Genomic DNA, 18,752 nt, shown 5'->3' with positions numbered 1-18,752 from the left:
CAGGAGCCCCGTCAGAGCTCCTGTTAGGCAGCCTTCCCCTGGTTCCCTTCACCGGACTCACGAAGCCGGAGAGCATCCTCGATTTCATGGCGCATGTGCTGCCCGATGGCGAGTGCGAGCATCGGCGGAACTGCGTTTCCGATCTGTCTGAAGCCCGCATTCATCGCGCCGGCGAAACGGAAGCCATCGGGGAATGACTGAAGACGCGCCGCTTCCCGCACCGAAATCGTGCGCTGCTGCCGGCTGTCCCAGTGAATGTGAGAATAGCTGTCCTTGCCGAGGTGTGCTGTCAATGTGCGGGAAGGTGAGGTTGGCTCCAGCTTCCACCATTTGTTGGGGAACTTGCCAGGATCATATGGAGGGACATGCCTTGCGCGCAGATCATTCCATTCCTCGCTGCCGTTAGGTGGTCGGACAGCGATTTTCAGAAGTGCTTCTTCGAAGATCTGTTCCGCAATGCCGAGTGCACGCGGATAGTCCGCTCCCGATGGCATGCGACGGAAGATTGGAAAATCGCGCGGGGTCAGACGAACAAGGTGGCCATCCGTGGTTTCCGGTGATTCAAATCCTGGCCACTCCCGCATGCGGCGCGCATAACCGGAAATTTCTGCTGACCGATAGGAGAGCTGTTCGCCCAGCTTGCGTCGTCGCATGCTACCCGGATCCCGGAAATGCTCCGAAATGAACGGCAGATCTGACAGTGCTGCTCGTGTTGATACGGCGCCCGGAAGGTCCTCAGCAGGCACTGGGATCGGATGGAAATGCGACCCCGTTTCGGGAATGAACTTCAAGGCAACCGCCCGCGCACCATCGTAGCCGGAAGGCAGCTCCGCCGCGTGAGATGGATGCGGGAACGTCGGCGTTACGCCCAGCGACCGGTCATAGGCGATCAGAAACAGACGTTCCCGCATCTGCGGAACGCCATAGAAGGCGGAATTGAGCAGCGTGTAGCTTGTTTCGTAGCCAAGGCCGTCGAGTGTTTCGCAGATCTCTTCAGGAACGTTGTGTCCACCGAAATTAAGAATGTCCGGCACGTTTTCAATTACGATTACGACTGGTTGAACCGCGGTCACGTATTCCAGAAATCGGCGATAGAGGCGTGCCCTGGGATCATTGCGATAAGCGTCGTCGTCTCCGGCAACAGAACGGAGCTTGGACCTGCCGATGCGCGCAAAAGCCTGACAGGGCAGCCCAGCAGCGAGCACGTCGAACGCACCCGAAGCATCGGGAAGGCCAAGATCCTTCGCAAGCTCCTCGGGGCTGCACTCCACCATGTCGCGAGGCTTCTGCCACTGACCTGCGTCAACATCTTCCGGCGGCAAGAAGTTGCGCGCATAGGTGGCAGAAGCAGTGGGGTCCTGCTCCACGTGACCGACAAGCTGAAGACCTGCGGCATGAAGGCCCAGAGACATGCCGCCACAGCCCGAGCAGAGCTCGAGAACGCGCAGTGGTTCGCTCCGCGTCAGCCGCTGCAGCTTGGCGAGACGGATCGCAGAGGTCATGGGCAATTCTCCACCACCATGCGCAGATCGTCATCCAACCCAGGCTTCCTGGTCTGGCACTCCCATATTATCTGCGGTTTCCAGCCAAGAGCCCGCAGACCGGCAATGACCTCACCGTCGCGTTCTACATTTCGATCAAACTTGCTCTGCCAAAACTGCTGATTCGATTTCGGCGTGTAGGCCAGCCTGCAACCGGGATGCCGGTGCCAGAAACACCCGTGAACGAAAAGCGCGATCCGCTTTTTCGGGAAAACCAGGTCCGGCCTCCCCGGCAGATCTTTCGCATGAAGACGGTAACGGTAACCAAGCGCGTGGGCAGTGCGGCGCACCAGCATTTCCGGCCTGGTATCGCGTCCTCTGATCCGGGACATGATTTCGGAGCGCTGCTCCTTCGTGACAATATCCATCAGCGTTTCCTGACTGCCTGACACTTTCTAACTGAATCGAAAGGCTGATACTAGCGTAAGATGCAAATTTCCATAAGCATTTCACCAGTTTCATCTTCCCGTTCCTCTGCGGGTAGCGGCGCTCGATGAGAACTAATTGCGGTTATGGTGTGCTAGCACGGTGGGGTCATGAAGTGCCTCAGCAGTTCCGGGTGCTCGACTACCCCATATTCTTTCAGAGAATCCAGACCGATATCGCAAGTCAGGTCAAGTTGTGGCGAGATTGTCAGCGCGCGCGGGAATCGTTCGAAAGGCCAAATCTCAGTTGACTAAGAGGGCGCCGCGACTTTTGACAATGCCAGATGGGGAGACGGCCAGCGCGCCGGACGTCAAGCTGAGGTGTTCGATTGTCTGTGAGTTCGTCTCTTCACCCGCACCCCATTCCGCAAGCCTATCTCCGTCCGCATCGAGGTTTTGAACCGGATCAGGTCTGCCATCTCCATCGCAAGACGCGGCGGCGCGTCGACGACATCGGACAGAAGGTCCGAAGAAAATATCTCGACTATTCGGATGGCAAATATGCTGAACAGGACCAGTCTTGGATTAGTTCGGCTGCTCGTCCTGTTCTAGCGGATCGATTTCAAGAATATCTTGTCCACTTTCTTTCGTATTCCTTCCTTGGAAAGCCTTTGGTCGGTAAACCTTGACAAGAAGGTCCCGAATTTCTCCAGTGGGGTAATATTTGAGCATCCGAAATTCGGTCAGGAGTTCGTCTAGGTTCTTTGCCTGTTCCATCAGGCCGTTGAAGCCTGCCAGTCCGATCTCAAATGATGTCAGATGAGCGCGAAGCAGGTTGCTATAACGACGGCGCTCTTCGGGCTCCAACTTATCGTCCTGCTTCAGACGCCACAGGATTGTGTAGAGCAGCCGAAAGTATGGGCCGAACGTACTTTCATATCTCTGATGGATGCATTCCTGATAAAGTTTGCCCAGCTCTACTTTCGCGCGCTCGCGGTCTTCAGATGTCGCGTTCTCGCGTAGCCAAAATCTGAACTCGAACATTGCTGCGCGGAAAGCGGCAGAACCTTCATGTAACTCGCCCTTCTTGCGCTTGTAACCGCGTGACACCCGATACTCGTCACTTTGCCTGAACCGAACTTCGGCACGGGCTGCCCGCAGCATATCCAGCAGCTCAAAATAGGTCCCCTCGAAGCGCTGTTTGTGGACTTCATCCTGCTGCCGTTTGATGACAGCTCCCTGCTGGATCAGTGTCACAATAACGCCCGCGAAACCTACCGCACCAAAAAACGCGCTAAAAGCACCGAAGCTGTCGCCCCAAGACCCAGCCTTTACAATGTCTTTTTCACCTCCGATTGCCCATTTAGCGAAAGTGGCGCTGTTGTTCGCCCACACCCACCAAAGCACGGCCATAACAACCAGACCGACGATCAGTCCACATATCAATTTGCGCATATCGCCCCCATGCCCCATCCGCATCGGAAGCATTTTCGGGTGTGATGTCAACAAGTGGTGTGGAAGAGCTGAACTTATGGCTGGCCGCCCAGCGTTGTTCGACCTGTCAGGCGTTGTTGTCAACTAGCCGATTGCGACGAGGATTTCGCCTGCTGGCTGGCCAACGCGATAAGTACCTGCAGGGAAAAGCCGAACCGGTTGTCACCCCACGCGACATTTTTGGGTCGGACCAGTATATCGACACGCTGAACGTAAAGAGCAATAATCTCTATGGCTTACGATCGGTGGCATACAGGCCGTAGGTTCGAATTGGTTCAAGGCACTTTATGTCCAGATGCGCCACGGAAAACACTTCCAACAAAAGGGTTTAGTCGCGCGACTAGGATGCGAAGCGCCCGCATCGCGGTTGGTGGAGAAGCGCTTCCGAAATGCGGTGGCTTATAGGATGCGGCCGCAGCTTGGTGTTCATAAGTAGGCGCTGCGACCGAAGCTTCTCTAATTAAGGAAAATGGCCATGTCTGTCGACTAATGCCGCCCGCGCCTGATTATGCGTCGCTGCGCTTGGGCGGCGTCAAGTTTTGCCAGAACCTCGGCCGCATAAGCTTCCGCGTCACCACGTGTCCGGATGGTGGCTGCCTTCGCCTGAATAGCTGCTATAGCAGTGGGTGACTGGTCGGAAAGTTCGGCGTCGGCTTTTCGCAAAGTGGCAACTGTACCCGCGAGGTTGCCACGTTCGGGAAGGTTTTGCCCCAATGTAATCGCTCTTTCTGCGACGGTCCGCACCTGCCCGATGGAATTGGCTGAGGGGATCGGGGCTGGAGGCGCCTGCAAAGTTCGCGCAGAAGTCAAACTGATGTTTCCGAGCGGGGAGTTTGCTGCTGCATCACGATTTGTAAGCGGCGCAAGGCCCCAAAGATCTTCCAATAGCTTAGGCACGGAAGAATGATCGTAGGTGTTATGGTCGACCGTGCCCTGCGGGATGAGCGGTGAGACTAGTACCGCGGGCACACGTACTCCCAGTGTCGTAAAATCGAATCCATGGGTGTTGTAGCCGTAGTTTGGATTATCACCGGGCGCAGTCGCTGTTCCATTCTCAGGGCTGACGGAGTCGTAGTATCCGCCATGTTCGTCGTAGATGACGACCAACAAGCTGGTGTCCCAATAGGGCGAGTTTCGGATTGCCGAATATACGGCGGCGAGTAGATGCTCGCCGCCGTATGGATCATCCATCGGATGTTGCGAGGAGCCGCCTTGATAGGTCCCGCCTGTGATATCTCCATAGTGGGGTTCGATGAACGTATAGGGATAAGGATAAGGCCCCTGCAGATCAGCTGCAAAATTCTGCAAGGAGTTAAAATCCCCCAACGTCACGCCGGATAGCGATGATACTTGCGGGACTGAGCCTAGAATGGAGCCGGCTGCGGGATCGTCGCTGTAGAGGCTAAGATGTGACGAATTGGCGTCTCTGTAGAAACGATAGGGGATTCCTTGCGATGCCAAGCGTTGGTAGATGGATCCGTTGGGGTACTTAAACCCGAGACCAGGGAGTTCCCAACCCGCCATTTGAGCGGAACCGGGGCTATCGTCGAAGCCGGAGGACGAAGCGCCGTGGAGAAAGAAACGGTTCGGCCACGTGGGTCCGGGTAGCGACGAATACCAGTGATCGCAAACGCCAAACTGTGACGCCAGCCACCCCAAAACTGGGAGCTGCGTCGGCGTGTCGAAAGCGTTCATGATATATTGAATCTGGTTCGCTGCCGGAGGTATATGGGGATCTTCGGTAGTTGACGTGGCATAGCTTGCGGCGAAACCGGAATTATCGATCGCAGGATAGGCCTGGCCGCTCTCGAAGGTCGCACCGGGACCCGCCAGTTGCGTGACGACATCATCGAATTCATGCCCCGGATCGGTCGGCATGCTCAGCGGTGCGCCCGACTGAACGTGATAAGTCGTCCCGTTATATTCATTGTAATTAGCCGCGGTTGCGGCGGTAATACCCGGAATGCCCGACATCGCGAGCATATTATCGAAGGAATGGTTTTCCAGCATTACTACGAACACATGGCTGATGGGCTTGGCCACAGCGGGAGTGAGGCGCGTCATGCCGTTTGTGCAGCCGCTGGACTTGAGCGCCACGTTGAACGTCGATGTGTCGACTGAAAGGGTGATCGACTGGCTCGCGTCGGCATGCTGGAGTTGGCATTCCTTCCAGTATGGATCGGTCACGGAGCCGCTGCTGACATAGAGTCCGGCTTGGGGACCTGACCGTACGAATAACATAACTGACCAGTAATCCAATATTCCTTGGGTACCGAGGCCGGTTTCGAAAAGGACCTTGAGCGGGCCGGCCGTTGCTCCAACGCCGACCGCCCAGCTCCCACGTTGGATCCCGTTGCTACTGTTCTGATGGAATAGCACGATATCGGCGTCTTGCCCGGTATTATTCGTGATACTGATGTTCGCATATTGCTGTGTGGTCATGTCTATTACTCCCTATATGCTCGTCGGCGATGATCATCGCACCGAGCAATTGAACCGTGTTTCAATTCGAGGATTGACTGGCTGCACAGCGTTGAGCCGTCAGTACACTGGCGACGCAACCCGATAGTGCATTGTCGACAAAATCGTTGAGCAACACGAGGAGGTTGGCATCGGACAAGGCAGTGACATTCTCGAGTAGCCAAGGATAAGTGTTCGAATCCATCATCGGCTTGGTGGACATGAGTGGGTTGTAAGCATTGCTCATCGAATCTGCCAAAGCGATGACGTTTTTGACGACGTTTTGGCCCGTCGCGGTAGCCTGAAGTTGCAGTACGGTGTAATCACTTGTTTGCCCGGACTTTGTCATCGCCTTCAAGGCGTCCATAATTACCTGCGGATCTGTGGTCTCATACGCGTCGCTATAGGAATCGTATTTTGTCGCCGGGTTCCAATTCAATGACGGTTGATTGAGGAAGAACAATCGTTTGTTGGCCTGAATCAGATCTGCGTAACTGGTTGCGAGATCTCCAGCCGAACCGACTTGAATGGATTCCGCATTGGAGCTTTGTTGCGCAGCGGCAAATCTGGTCTGAAGCGTTGCTGCACTCGGATCCATGGTCGTGTGGTCGTTAAATCCCGCTGTTCCAAGGCTGATTACAACGATCTCCGAGGGATTTGCGACGAGCCAGGTCAGCACGTCCTTGAAGAACGAATCCAACTGTTGACCAGGTATCACGTTATGGATGTGATAAATGTCGCCCAGGATCGGTCTGATTTGCGAAGGCGCGTAACCCGGTCTGAAATCGAAATAACGGCATCCCAGGTTGAGCATGGTCTGGATGTTGTCTTTCTGGGTGACCGCTTCGCCAATAATGACTCCTTTTAATTGGACTGCTGCAAGACCTGATAGAATGGTGGCACCTGGAATCCATCCTAGAAAGGCCGCAACCAGAGCTGCAACGCCGGTCGCCGAATTGCATAGTGTGTTCACCTGGGTCAGGTCGAACATGCCTGCATCATGTGCTCCAGGAAGAACGAAGCTTGCAAACGGAGCGTTTTTTACGGCGGGATTGGTGGAAGCTAGTGTTCCCATCCAACTTTGCTGCGATCCGGTGAGGTAGGCGTAAATTTGGTCCTGGTTGGTCAGGCCGGTCCCACTGCCTGTTCCAGCATCGAACATGCCGTATGAGAAGGCGAAGTCCGGGCCAATAATCGAGGGCGTGTTCATCATGTTGTCGAGCGGGCCACTGGTATTACCCGTCACCGCATTAATGCTTTCCTCGAATGATTGGGCCGGGTCCGTTGTCGTTGAGAATGAGAACGAACCGTAGGGGCTGAGACCAAAGTTCAAGGTGATCTGGCAATTGCCTTTGGTTATCATCGGCGAGCTGCCGACAGCGATTGGCGCAAGCGCCCAACTTCCGTTGGTGTTCTTGGCCTCCGCATGAAGGCTCGAGGTAGAGGAGTTCACGAGGTAATATTCGACACCCTTGCTTGTCATAGGCTCTCCCATTTACAGCAAAATTACCACACTACTTACCTACACGAGAATTATAATAAATAATATACCTTGGATTGAAATAAATTAGTGAATTTCAGCCAAAAACACGAATCTAGAGGCCTATAGAGGCCTATTGCCTTCATGACTTGAGAAGGGCCTATCGCAAATTTCCCGCTTAGCGGCGCTGTTTAGTTCCGCTTCGAAATGATCCGTGGGGTTCCACTTGATCTGATCCAGTCCGCTATCGCTAATTAGGCTATTCGGCGGCTCGCGGGTCATATTTGCTACAATTACTCGATGATTTTCAGCCTGAAGAAGTTCATTTTAGGGGATACAAAATGAGATACAAACTGCGATACAAAATCAGAGTTTTAGTTTTGCAGAAATCGAATTTTATTAATTGTAATCAATTAATTAGAATATTTTGAATTTTGATGACGAATCCTGTCGGGAGCTTTTTGTATTTGTAATACCGCGATGTACTTCAGCAGCGAAACGACGCGATGATGATCACGATCATGCGGGCGATCTATTTTGCCCGGGCATCAAGAGGCAGCATGCCAATAAGATAGAGAAACCAGCACTACCTCACTAGGAAGGTGATCGGGATGCTGATTAGAATTGAAGTACCCAAAGCCCCACTCCTAAACATGCTTGAATGAGTTTGTTGAAAGAGGTGGGACTGGCTCTTTATGTCTGGCTCTATTATTCGGGCGATGAAGTCTCGAGAGGAGATATCAGTGTTTCCACAGAGGGGCATTTCTGTGGAAATCATTTTACAATTCAGACTTGACATCATTGGAAACATTAGGCAATTGCATGCTGAATTTTACAGAGCATTGTCAGATACCGAGTTGTTTTCAATGAAGATGCGACCGGACTCTTAATCAGCGGGTCGTAGGTTCGAACCCTACATCACCCACCATTTTTTCAGTAACTTCAATGTTTCTGATTTAGTTTCCTTAGATCTGATGTTACGAACATCGCGTTGAATTGGATGGTTTCTTTATTGAGACTGTTTTGCGGTGTCTGCACTTGCGTTTGTTCGCTTGTGATTATCAGTGCGAAGCCATTCGATCTGCTGGAATTTTCCAACTTTTCTCTGCTATCGTTTCAACGGGAATGATTTGTTTCCGCGTCGGAGTTGACCTGAAAGCTGGTCTCACGTTTCCGTTTAATGCTGTAGTGAGGAAAGATGTTTGATATACGTGCTCTGGTATGGCCAGTAGATGACGATACTATGAAGCCTTGGGTGCGTCGGTTTCTCGATGATGTTTTGTCCCGCCCATTATTCAGCAGGATGATTTTGTTTTCTTCGATGGAAAATCGTCTGGATATTCGAAATCGCTTTGCAAGAAAGTATCTCGTTGGCCGGGGCATTGAACTCGGTGCGCAGCAGGTTCCGACAAAAACTGCGGAAAACTGTCACGTCGAATATGTCGATGTCGTTTCCAATAAGACGTTGGTCGAGCTCCATCATCTGCCTGCGGAGGACCTGGTTCCGCTGACGCATGTCATCGACGGAAACGATCTTTCGGTTTACGCCGATGGGGAACTGGATTTCATCATCGCCAATCACGTGCTTGAACATTTCGACGATCCGGTCGGGGGGCTTTGCGAATGGATAAGGACCGTCAAAAACGGAGGCAAGCTCTTCATTACCTTGCCCAATTTTCGCTGTAACTGCTACGATGTCGACCGCGTGCCGGCGCGGCGTGATCACCTGGACCTCGACTACAGGGATTCGGAAGGTCGGGTTGCCCGTAACTTCCAGCACTATGTGGAGATAATGCAAACGCTCTTTCAGCTGTCTGATCCCGTCGAACAAAGACGTCAGGCGCAAGAGTGGATCGATGCAGACCTCAGGCAGCACTATCACGTCTATGACGAAGAGACGGTAAAGGATGTCGCGGCTCTTGCAGCGAAAGCGTCTTCAGTCGGATTGCGGTATGTGGACGGTCTTTTGTCCAAGGATGGCTTCGAATTTTTGTTCATTCTGGAAAAGCAACCATCCGGGGGACTGCAAGGCTGGCCTTCGTCAATGCGTAGCACGATCAGTGCGTTGCTTTGCCATGCACCGTTTCTCAAACGTGAGATCATGCGTCGTCAATGATCGCGCGCCGGTCGTGCTATGGCTTCGGACAAAGCCTGCACCCTGGCCATTTTTGTGGCTGGGCGGCGCCTAATGCTTCTTCACCATTGAACTTGTTTTGTTCTCTACCATCGTCGTAATATTCATGGTTCGTTCTTGATTATTCCAAAGTTTCATCCAAAAATGGCTGTGGATTCCTGTGGATAACTTTTATCGGGAATGTCTGATTCCGGCTGGTTAAGCCGGGATGTTCAGCCTGGATTGCGGCAGGACGAAAGGAAGATGGGTCGGCGCGCGGCTGACCGTTCCACTCAGTCCATAGACGGAGGCGATGATGTCGTCGCGGATGACTGTTTGCGGCGGACCCTCGGCAATCAACTGACCACCATCAAGCACAATCAGACTGTCGGCGAATTCTGCTGCGAGGTTGAGGTCGTGCAGAACCGCAAGCACCATTCCTCCATCAGCGGCAAAGGTGCGGGCGATTTCCAGGACGGAAATTTGGTGGGTTAGGTCCAGGCTTGAGGTTGGCTCATCGAGAAACAGCGCGCGTGGGCCAGTTTCATCGACCGCTGTTGGCAGTTGCGCCAGGACGCGGGCAAATTGCACCCTTTGTTGTTCGCCGCCAGACAAGGCCTGATAGGGGCGCGCTTCAAATGTTGAGAGGCCCACCCGCGCCAATGCCTGTCTTGCAGCCTGCATCGGTCGGGCGGCACCTGAAGCCATGGCACCCATCCGCACCACTTCCAGGGCAGTAAACGGGAACGAAAGGCTGGTGCTTTGCGGCAGGACGCCACGCCTGCGTGCTAGATATTGAGGTTTCAGGCGGGTGATATCCTGACCGTCATAGGCAATTTTGCCGCTGTCGGCCCTCAGGTCGCCGCAGAGCAGTTTCAGCAAGGTTGACTTGCCCGCGCCGTTTGGACCGATAATGACGGTGAAGCGACCCGGTGCAAGGCGCAGGCTGATCCTGTCCAGCAACAAACGCCCGTGCCGGTGCAATGTCAGATTTTCTGCGGTTATCATGGTGTGCTCGCTTTGCCTTTTTGGATGCTCTAATTTTCCATCATGCCGCGTCCACTTTTACCGAGCAGCAAGAGCAGAAAAACCGGCGCGCCGATCAGTGCTGTGACGATGCCGATCGGCAGTTCCGCCGGTGCAACAATGGTGCGGGCAAGGCTGTCTGCTATCAGAAGCAGGCTTGCGCCACCCAGTGCGGAGGCTGGCAGGAGGAAGCGGTGCGATGGTCCAATGGCCATGCGCAGCAGATGCGGGACGACGATGCCGATAAAGGCAATCGAACCAGCCACGGCCACAGCGGCTCCACAGGCGGCGGCCACAATCAGCACGCTGGCACGCTTCAGCCGCTCCACTGGAATTCCCATGTGAAAAGCCGCTGCATCGCCCAGCACGAGAGCATCCAGTCCACGCGCAATGAAGGGTACGCTGGCAAGCGCACCTAGAATGAAGGGGGCGATTGACGCGGCCTTGGCATAAGTCGCCCCGCCCAAAGATCCCAGGTTCCAGAAGGTGATGTCGCGCAAGGCCCGGTCGTCGGCCATGAAGATTAGCAGGCCCGTTGCGGCCATGCTGAGGGCGCCGATGGCAATGCCTGATAGTACTAGTGCGATGGTCGAGGTTTGGCCGCCACGGGTGGCAATGGCATAGAGCAGGGCGGTGTTGAGTAGCGCGCCGCAAAACGCCATGATCGGTAGGAATTCATCTCCAAGGGCCGTTTGCAGCGGTAAAAACAGGCCGGGTCCAAGCACGATGGCCGCCACTGCGGCAAGGCTGGCCCCGGAGGTGATGCCGACAATGCCAGGGTCGGCCAACGGGTTGCGAAACAGTCCCTGCATCATCGCCCCGGAAAGTCCGAGACCCGCGCCCACCAGGACACCCATCAAGGTGCGGGGCAGGCGGACGGCCTCCAGCACAATACGGTCCTGCTGCGCCAGCGCCCCATGCCCGGAGAGATATGTAATCAGATCGCTCAAGCCAACCCCGGTCGGCCCGCTGATCAGCGAGACGAAGCAGGCTGCCACAAGCAATGCCGCCAGTAGAAGCACGGCTGTCATGCCACGGCGCGAGCGGTCACCCGTCGATGCCGGTAGCCTTGATGATGAGGTCACAGCAATCGTCACTGAATGGTCGCCTCTGGGTACAGCTTGGACGCCAGTTCTCGGGCTGCGTCGGCGGTGCGCGGTCCAAAGCCGAGCAAGTAAAGCCCATCCATGCTGAGAAAGGCCTGGGCCTGGGCTGCCGGACTGGTGGCAAGGGCTGGTAAAGCGAAGATTTCCTTGGCGGATAGCGGGGCTGCACCATGATCCATGGTGAGAATAATGTCGGGGGCTGCGGCAATCACGGCTTCATCGCTGAGTGGTTTGTAGCCTGTGCTGTCGCCCACCGCATTGGTGGCGCCGGCAAGCCGGATCATCGCATCGGCTGCCGTCTCTTTGCCGGCGGCCATGATACGACCATTGGCGATGGACAGAACGAACAGGACCCGCTTTTTCTGGGCTGGAAGGTGGGCGAGATCAGTCTTTAACTTATCCAATTGTGTCTCGAACTGGCTTGCCAATGCCTCTGCCTGCGGCCCCTTGCCGATTGCCGCGCCGACGGCACGGATACGGGAAGCGACGGTCTCCGCCGAAGGCTGTTGAGGGATGTTCACCAGCGCGACACCGCTTTGCGCCAGCACAGCCAGGGCATCGGGTGGCCCGGAGCCCGCCTCGGTCAGGATGAGATCGGGCTTCTGGGCCAGTATGCCCTCGGCGGACAGGCGGCGCATATAGCCGACATTGGGCTTTGATGATACTTCAGCAGGATAGAGGCTGGTGGAATCAACCGCAACGATGCGCTCCCCGGCACCCAGGTCATAGAGAATTTCGGTGACCGTCCCGCCAATCGAGACGATGCGGCTGGCCTGGGGAAAGCTGTCCGCCGCGAAGGCTGGCGTCATGGTCCAAGGGAGCGGAGGCGGAAGGGTAACAAGACCGAAAAGTGCAAGCGAGGTCAGAAGAGAAGAAGGTCTCATCAAGGTATCGTCCTGAAGGTTGCCCAGGCAACGCCATTTCATGCGTTTTCAGAGCTGGATTGTGTATAGTAATCGAGCCCCTTCGCGGGCGTCGGGTCCGGTTTTCACGTGACGAATGACGACGAACAACAGCGGGCTGGATTTTAACTTGACTATAATGCACAAGTTTTCATAATGACGCAACAGGACAGGTGCATGACAGCGCCGTGTGTTTTGTCAAATACACAAAAGACGCTGTAACGCTTTCTATCTGCTGCATAATTCCTCAAGCCAATTCCGGTTTGAGGAATTATGCAGCATCGCATTTCCAGCCAACGTGTGGAGCAGACTATGTATATTGCAATGAACCGTTTTCGCGTCGTTCCGGGTTTCGAGGACGTGTTTGAAGCTCAGTGGCGTGATCGTCAGGGCCGGTTGGCGGAAGTGCCGGGCTATGTCGAATTTCATATGTTGAAAGGCCCCAAGGGCGAGGACCATTCGCTTTATGTGTCTCATACGGTCTGGGAAAGCCATGAAACCTTCGTTGCCTGGACGAAGTCCGAGCAGTTCCGTGCGGCCCATGCCAATGCCGGGCAGAGCAAGGTTCAATATCTTGGCGGTCCGCATTTCGAAGGATTTGAAGTGATCCTTCATGAAGACAGCACGGGTACGCGCAATTCCAAGGCGGCCTGAGACGATCATGGCCGCTGTCGATACTGCCCGCCTTTCACCGCTTGAGGTTGCCAAAGCGGCTCTCGCCGAAAAACCTGACGGCGTGGTGGAAACCATTGCAACGGAGGCAGGGGTAACGCCCGCCGAGATTCTGGCCATTTTACCGCCAGATTGCGTGACCATCGCGCCGTCAGAGGCTTTCGAACCGATCTGGACGCATTTGTCAGGTTGGGGCGATGTGCTGACCATCGTCCACACCAAAGATGTCGTTCTGGAAGTGGTCGGCGCTCTTCCGCCGGGGTCCATTGGCCATGGCTGGTTCAACATTCACGGCGACAGTCCGGTCGGCGGCCATATCCGTATCGACCATTGCCGCTCCGTCGCCTTTGTTGACCGGATGTTTCATGGCCGACGGTCCCTGTCGGTGTGGTTCATGAATGGCGAGGGCGCTGCAATGTTGAAGGTCTTCGTGCGCAGGGATGCACAAAAGACTTTGATGGCCGAGCAAGTCGCTCTGTTCGAGCAGTTGCGCTCCCAGTACCGGGGTTCGGTGTCGGGATAGGGCTGGCTATTGCCAATCTGGTGACCTTAAAACTCCTAGAGCTTTGCTTAGCCGCCGGAAACGTTCCCGGCGGCTTTTTGCTTTTGCTGTTTGTTTTGAAAGTGCGGGGAATCGAGTATTGAACGCATGCATGGCGCCAATTGAGGGCTGCCGTCCTGCTTGGATGTGGTGCTGTTTTGTGCATAAGGCGGTTTGGTCATCGATTGGCCTGAAATATGCTGCAGGCCAGCATGACGTCGTCTGGAGTATGTCAGGGAAATAAGCGGAAGCCGGTTTTCCTGAAAAGACAAACAAAAACAAAAAAACGATGGTCTGTTTAGGTCAATATAAAGCTGACAGACTGTCCTGCATTATTTCTGATACCGGATGCGGTTTAAGTGATTATGCAGCAGTTTTAGGGTGCTACAGCAGGTTTCGTGCAGCATGTCATATGCGCGGCGCTGTAATCGATGCGGACAAAGGGACAGTGATTTGCACAGCCTGAAGAAGTTTCTAGCGCTATTTCCGATCATCCTGCTGATTGCTGTTGGGGTGAGTTCTTTCGGGCTTCATGGTTTTGTCGGGACGGCACTGGCGCAGGATAGTAATTTTGCCGATGACGATCCGGTTGCCAAGGCACCCGCGACGCTTGACCAGTTACAAAAGAAAATCGATTCGCTTGCCGGCATTCCGCAAAAGGCTGGAAACAACGACCGCGAGTTGATGGAAGCCAAATCCAGCCTGGACGACATTGTCGGACAATTGCAGGGCATGAAGCTGCTGATTTCGCCGCGTCAGGATGATATTGCCGCTCGCTTGAAAGAACTCGGCGATCCGCCGAAGGACGGCCAGCCTGCTGAAGCGGCTGACGTGACCCAGCAGCGCAACAAACTCAATGCCCAGAAAGCACAGATTGCTTCGGTCCTGAACCGGATCGACGAAGTCAGCAAGTCTGCGAGCGATTTGTCCATCAAGGTCACTGCTGTGCGGCGGGAATTGTTCACACGGCAATTGCTGGCTCATACGGACATTTCCGTTGACAGTATGACGGATGCGGCCTTGTCCTATGGCACGGAAGCGAGCCGATTTACCGATATGCTCGAGGGGTGGGCGGGTTTCGCCTGGCGCTTCAAGAAAATTTCGCTGGTCTCGGCCATGGTTCTGTCGCTCGCCATGGCGTTGGGATTACGGCTCGTTCTTCAGCGGATTCTCGGGCCAATCATCGAGCGGGGCAAGCTGGAGGAAAACCCCTCCTATATGAGCCGGTTTTCAGTGGCCTTCTGGGCGACGATCATTCCGTCCTTTGCCTTCAGCTTCTTCCTGATTTCCAGTTACTTCTTTCTAGACACCTTCAGCGTCATGCGGCCGGACATCGAGCCGATCATCGCGTCGTTTTTCGGCGTGTTTTGGCTGGTGTTTTTCTCGTCGCGGCTTGCAATCGCCGTGTTTAATCCATGGGCGCCGAAATGGCGGCTCGTGCATGTGTCCGACCGGGGCAGCCGCCAATTGGTCGCGGCCTTCGTGGCTATGACGGTGATCAACGGTCTCGATTATGGCCTGTCCAGTATTGCGCAGACATTGGGATCGCCAGTCGAACTCTCGGTGTTGAAGGGGGTGGTGTCGTCAAGCCTGGTCGGTATCATCCTGCTCTGGGTTTCCTTCATTCGTCCGCTTCTGCCGAAATCCGAGGATGAAGCCGCCACGGGTGGCCGTCCATGGTCGAAGCGGACTGCCATCGCTCTTCGGGTCTGCGGCGTCTGGCTGATCTTCACCAGCCTGATCGGCTATATTGGCCTGGCCCGGTTCGTTGCCAGCCAGCTTATCCTGACGGGGGGCGTGGCGGCCACCATGTATATCGGCATTCGTTCAGGCCGGGCTGTGTCCGAGCGTGACCGGTTTGCCGAGACGATCGTTGGCCGCTTCCTGCAGCGCCGCTTCAATTTCGGGCCCGTCGCGCTCGACCAGTTTGGTATTGCCGCTGGATTGTTGATCTACGGCTTCGTTTTCGTGATCGGCGTTCCCCTGATCATGATGTCCTGGGGGTTCCAGCCGCCGGATATCCAGACCTGGTTCTATAATCTGTTCATCCAGATCAATGTCGGCGGCATCAGCATTTCCATCGTCGGCATCTTCAGCGGCATCGCCATTTTCCTGATTGGTGTCGTGCTGACCCGCTGGTTCGAGAAATGGCTGGACGGAAATGTCATGGCGCGGTCGCAGGTCGATCCGGGCGTGCGCAATTCTGTCAAAACCTCCGTCGGCTATTTCGGCGCAATTGTCGCCGGTTTCATGGGCCTGTCGGCGGCGGGTATCAACCTGTCCAGCCTGGCGCTGGTTGCCGGTGCCTTGTCAGTCGGTATCGGTTTTGGTTTGCAGAATATCATTTCCAACTTCGTCTCAGGCCTGATCCTGCTCTTCGAGCGGCCCTTCAAGGTTGGCGACTGGGTGGCAACGGGTACGAGCGAAGGTTTTGTGCGGCGTATTTCGGTGCGCGCCACGGAAATCGAAACCTTTCAGCGTCAGTCGATCATTGTGCCGAATTCGCAGCTGATCAACGCCTCGGTCGGCAACTGGACCCATCGCAACAAGCTGGGGCGTATCGACATGGAGATTGCCGCCAAGGCGGTCAATGATCCACGCCATGTGATGGGCATGCTGAGAGAGGTGGCAAGCGATGTGCCCGGTGTGTTGCGCACCCCGGAGCCGGTCGTCGTCTTCAAGAAATTCGATGGAGCGGATCTTGAATTTGAAGTCCGGGTTTTTGTCGGCGATGTCTTGAACGGGCTTGCGGTTCGCAACGAGTTGCGACTTGGGATTTTCGAAAGGTTCAAATCCGAAGGCGTGATTATGAAGGAAGAAGCCGCTGATGCGGAAGATGTCGTGGCGGCAGCGGCACCGCTGCCACCATCGCCTGCTTCTTGATCGGCAACTGCTCGTCGCAGGCAAACCACCGTGCGACGAGGCGGCTCCTCATATCCTGTGGGTTTCAAACAGCGCGACATCGAGCATGAAGGAGCCATCAGGCTCGATTTCGAAATGCGCTTTTGTCTCGGCAGCGGCATCCTGTTGCAACAGGCGGATGGCGGTGCGCATGGCATCCGATGTGTTCATGCGGTCCGTCCAAACCTTGAAATCCATCCGCAGCCGGCTGGTCTGACAGGTTTTTATCGCAAACCCAGCCTGTCCCAGCATCTGCGTCCATTCGCTCAGCATATAGTTCCTGACATGCGAGGTGTCGCGCAGCAGTTCGACTGCTTGCAGATGTGTGTTCAGCAATGGCGATTGCGGCGAGACCACATCGATGAAGATTGCTGGGGCGCCCGGTTTCAGCACGCGCTGGGCCTGTCGCAAGCCGGCATGGACATCGTGCCAGTGGTGGGCGGAGAAACGGCAGGCGAGAAAATCGAACTGACCATTTTCACAGGGCAATTGTTCGGCTGAAGCCCTGATCGTCGCAATATTCGTTAAACCGCGCTCGGTTGCGGTTTGCGAGACTGCGGCCAGCATATCGGCGGAAAGATCGATGGCGGTCACGGTTGTCATATGCGGTGCAATCGCATAGGCGACATGGCCGCCGCCACATCCCAGGTCAACGCCATGGTTGGCCTTGGCAGTGCGGGCGATGTCGCCCAGGCGAACAAGATCGGCGCCGGAAGCGTGGACGGCGCTTTCCACATAGGCGTTCGCCCTTGGGCCGAAATTCTGCTGCACGTGGTGGTCGTGATTTTCGTTCACTGTATTTTTCTCGCTGGTTGCTGTTGGCATCTAACTGTTCCTGTTAAGCTTGGTTTATCCCGGTTCAGATCATGAAACGCTTGAAATTCAGCGTTGCAACTCCATGTCTGGAGTGTAGCGCATCCTTCTTTTGTTCCTGGCAATCCGCTCAGGTCCCGCTGCATGAACTGTCCGTATCGTATCAAGGCATCGAAGATGGGGAGGCATCCTCGGTGAGTGGAATTGTGACTGTCTCGAAGAGGCCAAAGGCTTGAGATCGTCACAATAAGAAGGCCAAGGGGCATGGTGATGTCGCCTGGTGTAAACAGCATGACGCCAACAATATGCTGTTACAAGAGGAGCAGTTATCCTGTTATAAATGCTGCCATGCTGGATGTAGAACAGAGACGTTTGCTGGGTGAGTTCGTGCGCACCCATCGTGAAAAATTGGTGCCGGACCGGATCGGACGCCGCCGCACGCCGGGCCTGAGGCGCGAGGAACTGGCCGAACGAGCGGGCATCAGCGCCACATGGTGTGCCTGGATAGAGCAGGGGCGCCAGGTTCAGGCCTCGCCGCAGGCCTTGGCGAGGCTGGCGCGGGCCCTGGAATTGACCCGGGCCGAACGCGCCTATCTGTTTGAACTGGCATCCCGACGCGATCCCGACGAGGAAGAGGGAGACGCCATTGACGATGTGCCAGCGTCCCTGGTGACGGCTGTCAGCATGGTGCAGCATCCAGCCTATGCGCTTGACCGCAACTGGAATGCCTGCTGTTTCAATTCCGCAGCCGCATCCCTGTTTCCTGATTGGCTTGGGGAGCACAGCAAGGATAAAAACCTGCTGCGTTATGTATTTCTCAATCCTGGCGCCCGCGAGATCATTGTCGATTGGGAAATGCGCGCATTACGGGTACTGGCCGAATTTCGAGCCGATTACAGTCATGCATTGCGCGATGCGACGGTCCGTGCGCTGATTGAACAGCTACAGCGCGACAGTCCGCTCTTTGCTCAAGGATGGCGGGAGCAGACGGTGCTGGACCGCGAAGGCGGAGAACGTGAACTGGTTTCCCCGGATCGAGGCAGGTTGCGATTTCGCCAGTTCAACTACCGGCCCTGCGACCGTCCGGATTGCAAGCTGGTCTTCCTGATACCGCAATAAAGCATGCCTATGATAGGGCTTATGACGAGGGCTTGCTCTGCGTTTGGTGATTTGCGATTGATCAAGGATCGTTACATCAGCAGTTTTTATCCGCAGGTCGCGCGAGCCCATGCCCATGTCGCAAACGGGCGGCACAGGGAAGCGGGTCTTTATCATAGTCGCGGGATCAATCTTGCGGCGTCATCCGGTCGTTTGCGCCTTGCGCTCGCAGCAGAACAG

15 protein-coding genes and 1 pseudogene are annotated in these 18,752 nt (G+C 55.3%); 5 read left to right on the top strand and 11 right to left on the bottom strand.

The genetic code is table 11. From position 1 onward, the window contains the following. Positions 1 to 23 precede the first annotated feature (23 nt). The 6 genes and pseudogenes from AVI_RS10805 to AVI_RS10785 form a co-directional block, all read right to left on the bottom strand. On the bottom strand, positions 24 to 1,502 hold the full coding sequence (locus tag AVI_RS10805; protein WP_015916397.1) for a DNA cytosine methyltransferase: 1,479 nt from the start codon (positions 1,500 to 1,502) through the stop codon (positions 24 to 26). After that, positions 1,499 to 1,909 carry a very short patch repair endonuclease gene (locus AVI_RS10800; protein WP_041696740.1) on the bottom strand — a complete coding sequence of 137 codons (411 nt, stop codon included), beginning with the start codon at positions 1,907 to 1,909 and terminating at the stop codon, positions 1,499 to 1,501. Before AVI_RS10800 ends, AVI_RS10805 begins: the two co-directional genes overlap by 4 nt. Before the next feature lie 289 nt (positions 1,910 to 2,198). Beyond that, positions 2,199 to 2,433, bottom strand: a pseudogene (locus tag AVI_RS31420) (hypothetical protein); the annotation flags it as partial. Positions 2,434 to 2,491: 58 nt separating this feature from the next. Further along, positions 2,492 to 3,361, bottom strand: a complete 870-nt coding sequence (locus tag AVI_RS10795) for a putative phage abortive infection protein (RefSeq protein ID WP_015916395.1) — start codon at positions 3,359 to 3,361, stop codon at positions 2,492 to 2,494. Between the two features lie 525 nt (positions 3,362 to 3,886). Next, positions 3,887 to 5,842: an alkaline phosphatase family protein gene (locus AVI_RS10790; protein WP_015916394.1), complete on the bottom strand. Its 1,956-nt coding sequence runs from the start codon at positions 5,840 to 5,842 to the stop codon at positions 3,887 to 3,889. Positions 5,843 to 5,903: 61 nt separating this feature from the next. Then, positions 5,904 to 7,343: a phosphatidylinositol-specific phospholipase C domain-containing protein gene (locus AVI_RS10785; RefSeq protein WP_015916393.1), complete on the bottom strand. Its 1,440-nt coding sequence runs from the start codon at positions 7,341 to 7,343 to the stop codon at positions 5,904 to 5,906. Positions 7,344 to 8,538: 1,195 nt separating this feature from the next. On the opposite strand from AVI_RS10785, the gene AVI_RS10775 reads away from it, so the two are divergent. Next, positions 8,539 to 9,456: a methyltransferase domain-containing protein gene (locus tag AVI_RS10775; RefSeq protein ID WP_015916392.1), complete on the top strand. Its 918-nt coding sequence runs from the start codon at positions 8,539 to 8,541 to the stop codon at positions 9,454 to 9,456. Positions 9,457 to 9,672: 216 nt separating this feature from the next. Here the strand turns inward: AVI_RS10775 and AVI_RS10770 are convergent, their stop codons facing one another. Genes AVI_RS10770 through AVI_RS10760 form a run of 3 tightly spaced genes read right to left on the bottom strand, consistent with a single transcriptional unit; the run spans position 9,673 to position 12,469 of the window. Continuing rightward, the gene (locus AVI_RS10770; protein WP_015916391.1) at positions 9,673 to 10,461 is read right to left on the bottom strand and encodes a heme ABC transporter ATP-binding protein; all 789 of its coding nucleotides are present in this window, start codon (positions 10,459 to 10,461) and stop codon (positions 9,673 to 9,675) included. 29 nt (positions 10,462 to 10,490) lie between these two features. Then, entirely contained in the window at positions 10,491 to 11,576 is a 1,086-nt protein-coding gene (locus AVI_RS10765; RefSeq protein WP_015916390.1) for a FecCD family ABC transporter permease, read from the bottom strand. Further along, positions 11,573 to 12,469: a heme/hemin ABC transporter substrate-binding protein gene (locus AVI_RS10760; protein ID WP_234618147.1), complete on the bottom strand. Its 897-nt coding sequence runs from the start codon at positions 12,467 to 12,469 to the stop codon at positions 11,573 to 11,575. Before AVI_RS10760 ends, AVI_RS10765 begins: the two co-directional genes overlap by 4 nt. Before the next feature lie 330 nt (positions 12,470 to 12,799). On the opposite strand from AVI_RS10760, the gene hmuQ reads away from it, so the two are divergent. Both hmuQ and hutX read left to right on the top strand, forming a co-directional pair. Then, the gene (hmuQ, locus tag AVI_RS10755; protein ID WP_015916388.1) at positions 12,800 to 13,141 is read left to right on the top strand and encodes a heme-degrading protein HmuQ; all 342 of its coding nucleotides are present in this window, start codon (positions 12,800 to 12,802) and stop codon (positions 13,139 to 13,141) included. 7 nt (positions 13,142 to 13,148) lie between these two features. Then, positions 13,149 to 13,682: a heme utilization cystosolic carrier protein HutX gene (gene hutX, locus AVI_RS10750; RefSeq protein ID WP_015916387.1), complete on the top strand. Its 534-nt coding sequence runs from the start codon at positions 13,149 to 13,151 to the stop codon at positions 13,680 to 13,682. Positions 13,683 to 13,729: 47 nt separating this feature from the next. Here the strand turns inward: hutX and AVI_RS31075 are convergent, their stop codons facing one another. Beyond that, positions 13,730 to 13,882: a hypothetical protein gene (locus AVI_RS31075; RefSeq protein ID WP_156533346.1), complete on the bottom strand. Its 153-nt coding sequence runs from the start codon at positions 13,880 to 13,882 to the stop codon at positions 13,730 to 13,732. 271 nt (positions 13,883 to 14,153) lie between these two features. Here AVI_RS31075 and AVI_RS10745 point away from each other — a divergent pair, with 271 nt between their 5' ends. After that, positions 14,154 to 16,583: a mechanosensitive ion channel domain-containing protein gene (locus AVI_RS10745; RefSeq protein WP_187152353.1), complete on the top strand. Its 2,430-nt coding sequence runs from the start codon at positions 14,154 to 14,156 to the stop codon at positions 16,581 to 16,583. 48 nt (positions 16,584 to 16,631) lie between these two features. On the opposite strand, the gene AVI_RS10740 is transcribed toward AVI_RS10745, so the two are convergent. Then, entirely contained in the window at positions 16,632 to 17,426 is a 795-nt protein-coding gene (locus AVI_RS10740; RefSeq protein WP_015916385.1) for a class I SAM-dependent methyltransferase, read from the bottom strand. Positions 17,427 to 17,762: 336 nt separating this feature from the next. Between AVI_RS10740 and AVI_RS10735 the strand changes: the two genes are divergently transcribed. Then, positions 17,763 to 18,533, top strand: coding sequence for a helix-turn-helix transcriptional regulator (locus AVI_RS10735; protein WP_041696734.1), 771 nt, complete (start codon positions 17,763 to 17,765; stop codon positions 18,531 to 18,533). Positions 18,534 to 18,752 lie beyond the last annotated feature (219 nt).

The organism is Allorhizobium ampelinum S4, assembly GCF_000016285.1.
Taxonomy (GTDB): domain Bacteria; phylum Pseudomonadota; class Alphaproteobacteria; order Rhizobiales; family Rhizobiaceae; genus Allorhizobium; species Allorhizobium ampelinum.
The sequence above is the reverse complement of the archived record's forward strand: the minus strand, read 5'-3'. Positions and strand labels throughout refer to the sequence as shown.

What these genes read in the sequence shown, in the direction of transcription:
- AVI_RS10805 (WP_015916397.1), bottom strand. Translation starts at nt 1,502, where the DNA reads ATGACCTCTGCGATCCGTCTCGCCAAGCTGCAGCGGCTGACGCGGAGC.
- AVI_RS10770 (WP_015916391.1), bottom strand. Translation starts at nt 10,461, where the DNA reads ATGATAACCGCAGAAAATCTGACATTGCACCGGCACGGGCGTTTGTTG.
- AVI_RS10740 (WP_015916385.1), bottom strand. Translation starts at nt 17,426, where the DNA reads ATGCCAACAGCAACCAGCGAGAAAAATACAGTGAACGAAAATCACGAC.
- hutX (WP_015916387.1), top strand. Translation starts at nt 13,149, where the DNA reads ATGGCCGCTGTCGATACTGCCCGCCTTTCACCGCTTGAGGTTGCCAAA.
- AVI_RS31075 (WP_156533346.1), bottom strand. Translation starts at nt 13,882, where the DNA reads ATGACCAAACCGCCTTATGCACAAAACAGCACCACATCCAAGCAGGAC.
- AVI_RS10775 (WP_015916392.1), top strand. Translation starts at nt 8,539, where the DNA reads ATGTTTGATATACGTGCTCTGGTATGGCCAGTAGATGACGATACTATG.
- AVI_RS10785 (WP_015916393.1), bottom strand. Translation starts at nt 7,343, where the DNA reads ATGACAAGCAAGGGTGTCGAATATTACCTCGTGAACTCCTCTACCTCG.
- AVI_RS10760 (WP_234618147.1), bottom strand. Translation starts at nt 12,469, where the DNA reads ATGAGACCTTCTTCTCTTCTGACCTCGCTTGCACTTTTCGGTCTTGTT.
- AVI_RS10735 (WP_041696734.1), top strand. Translation starts at nt 17,763, where the DNA reads ATGCTGGATGTAGAACAGAGACGTTTGCTGGGTGAGTTCGTGCGCACC.
- AVI_RS10800 (WP_041696740.1), bottom strand. Translation starts at nt 1,909, where the DNA reads ATGGATATTGTCACGAAGGAGCAGCGCTCCGAAATCATGTCCCGGATC.
- AVI_RS10790 (WP_015916394.1), bottom strand. Translation starts at nt 5,842, where the DNA reads ATGACCACACAGCAATATGCGAACATCAGTATCACGAATAATACCGGG.
- hmuQ (WP_015916388.1), top strand. Translation starts at nt 12,800, where the DNA reads ATGTATATTGCAATGAACCGTTTTCGCGTCGTTCCGGGTTTCGAGGAC.
- AVI_RS10795 (WP_015916395.1), bottom strand. Translation starts at nt 3,361, where the DNA reads ATGCGCAAATTGATATGTGGACTGATCGTCGGTCTGGTTGTTATGGCC.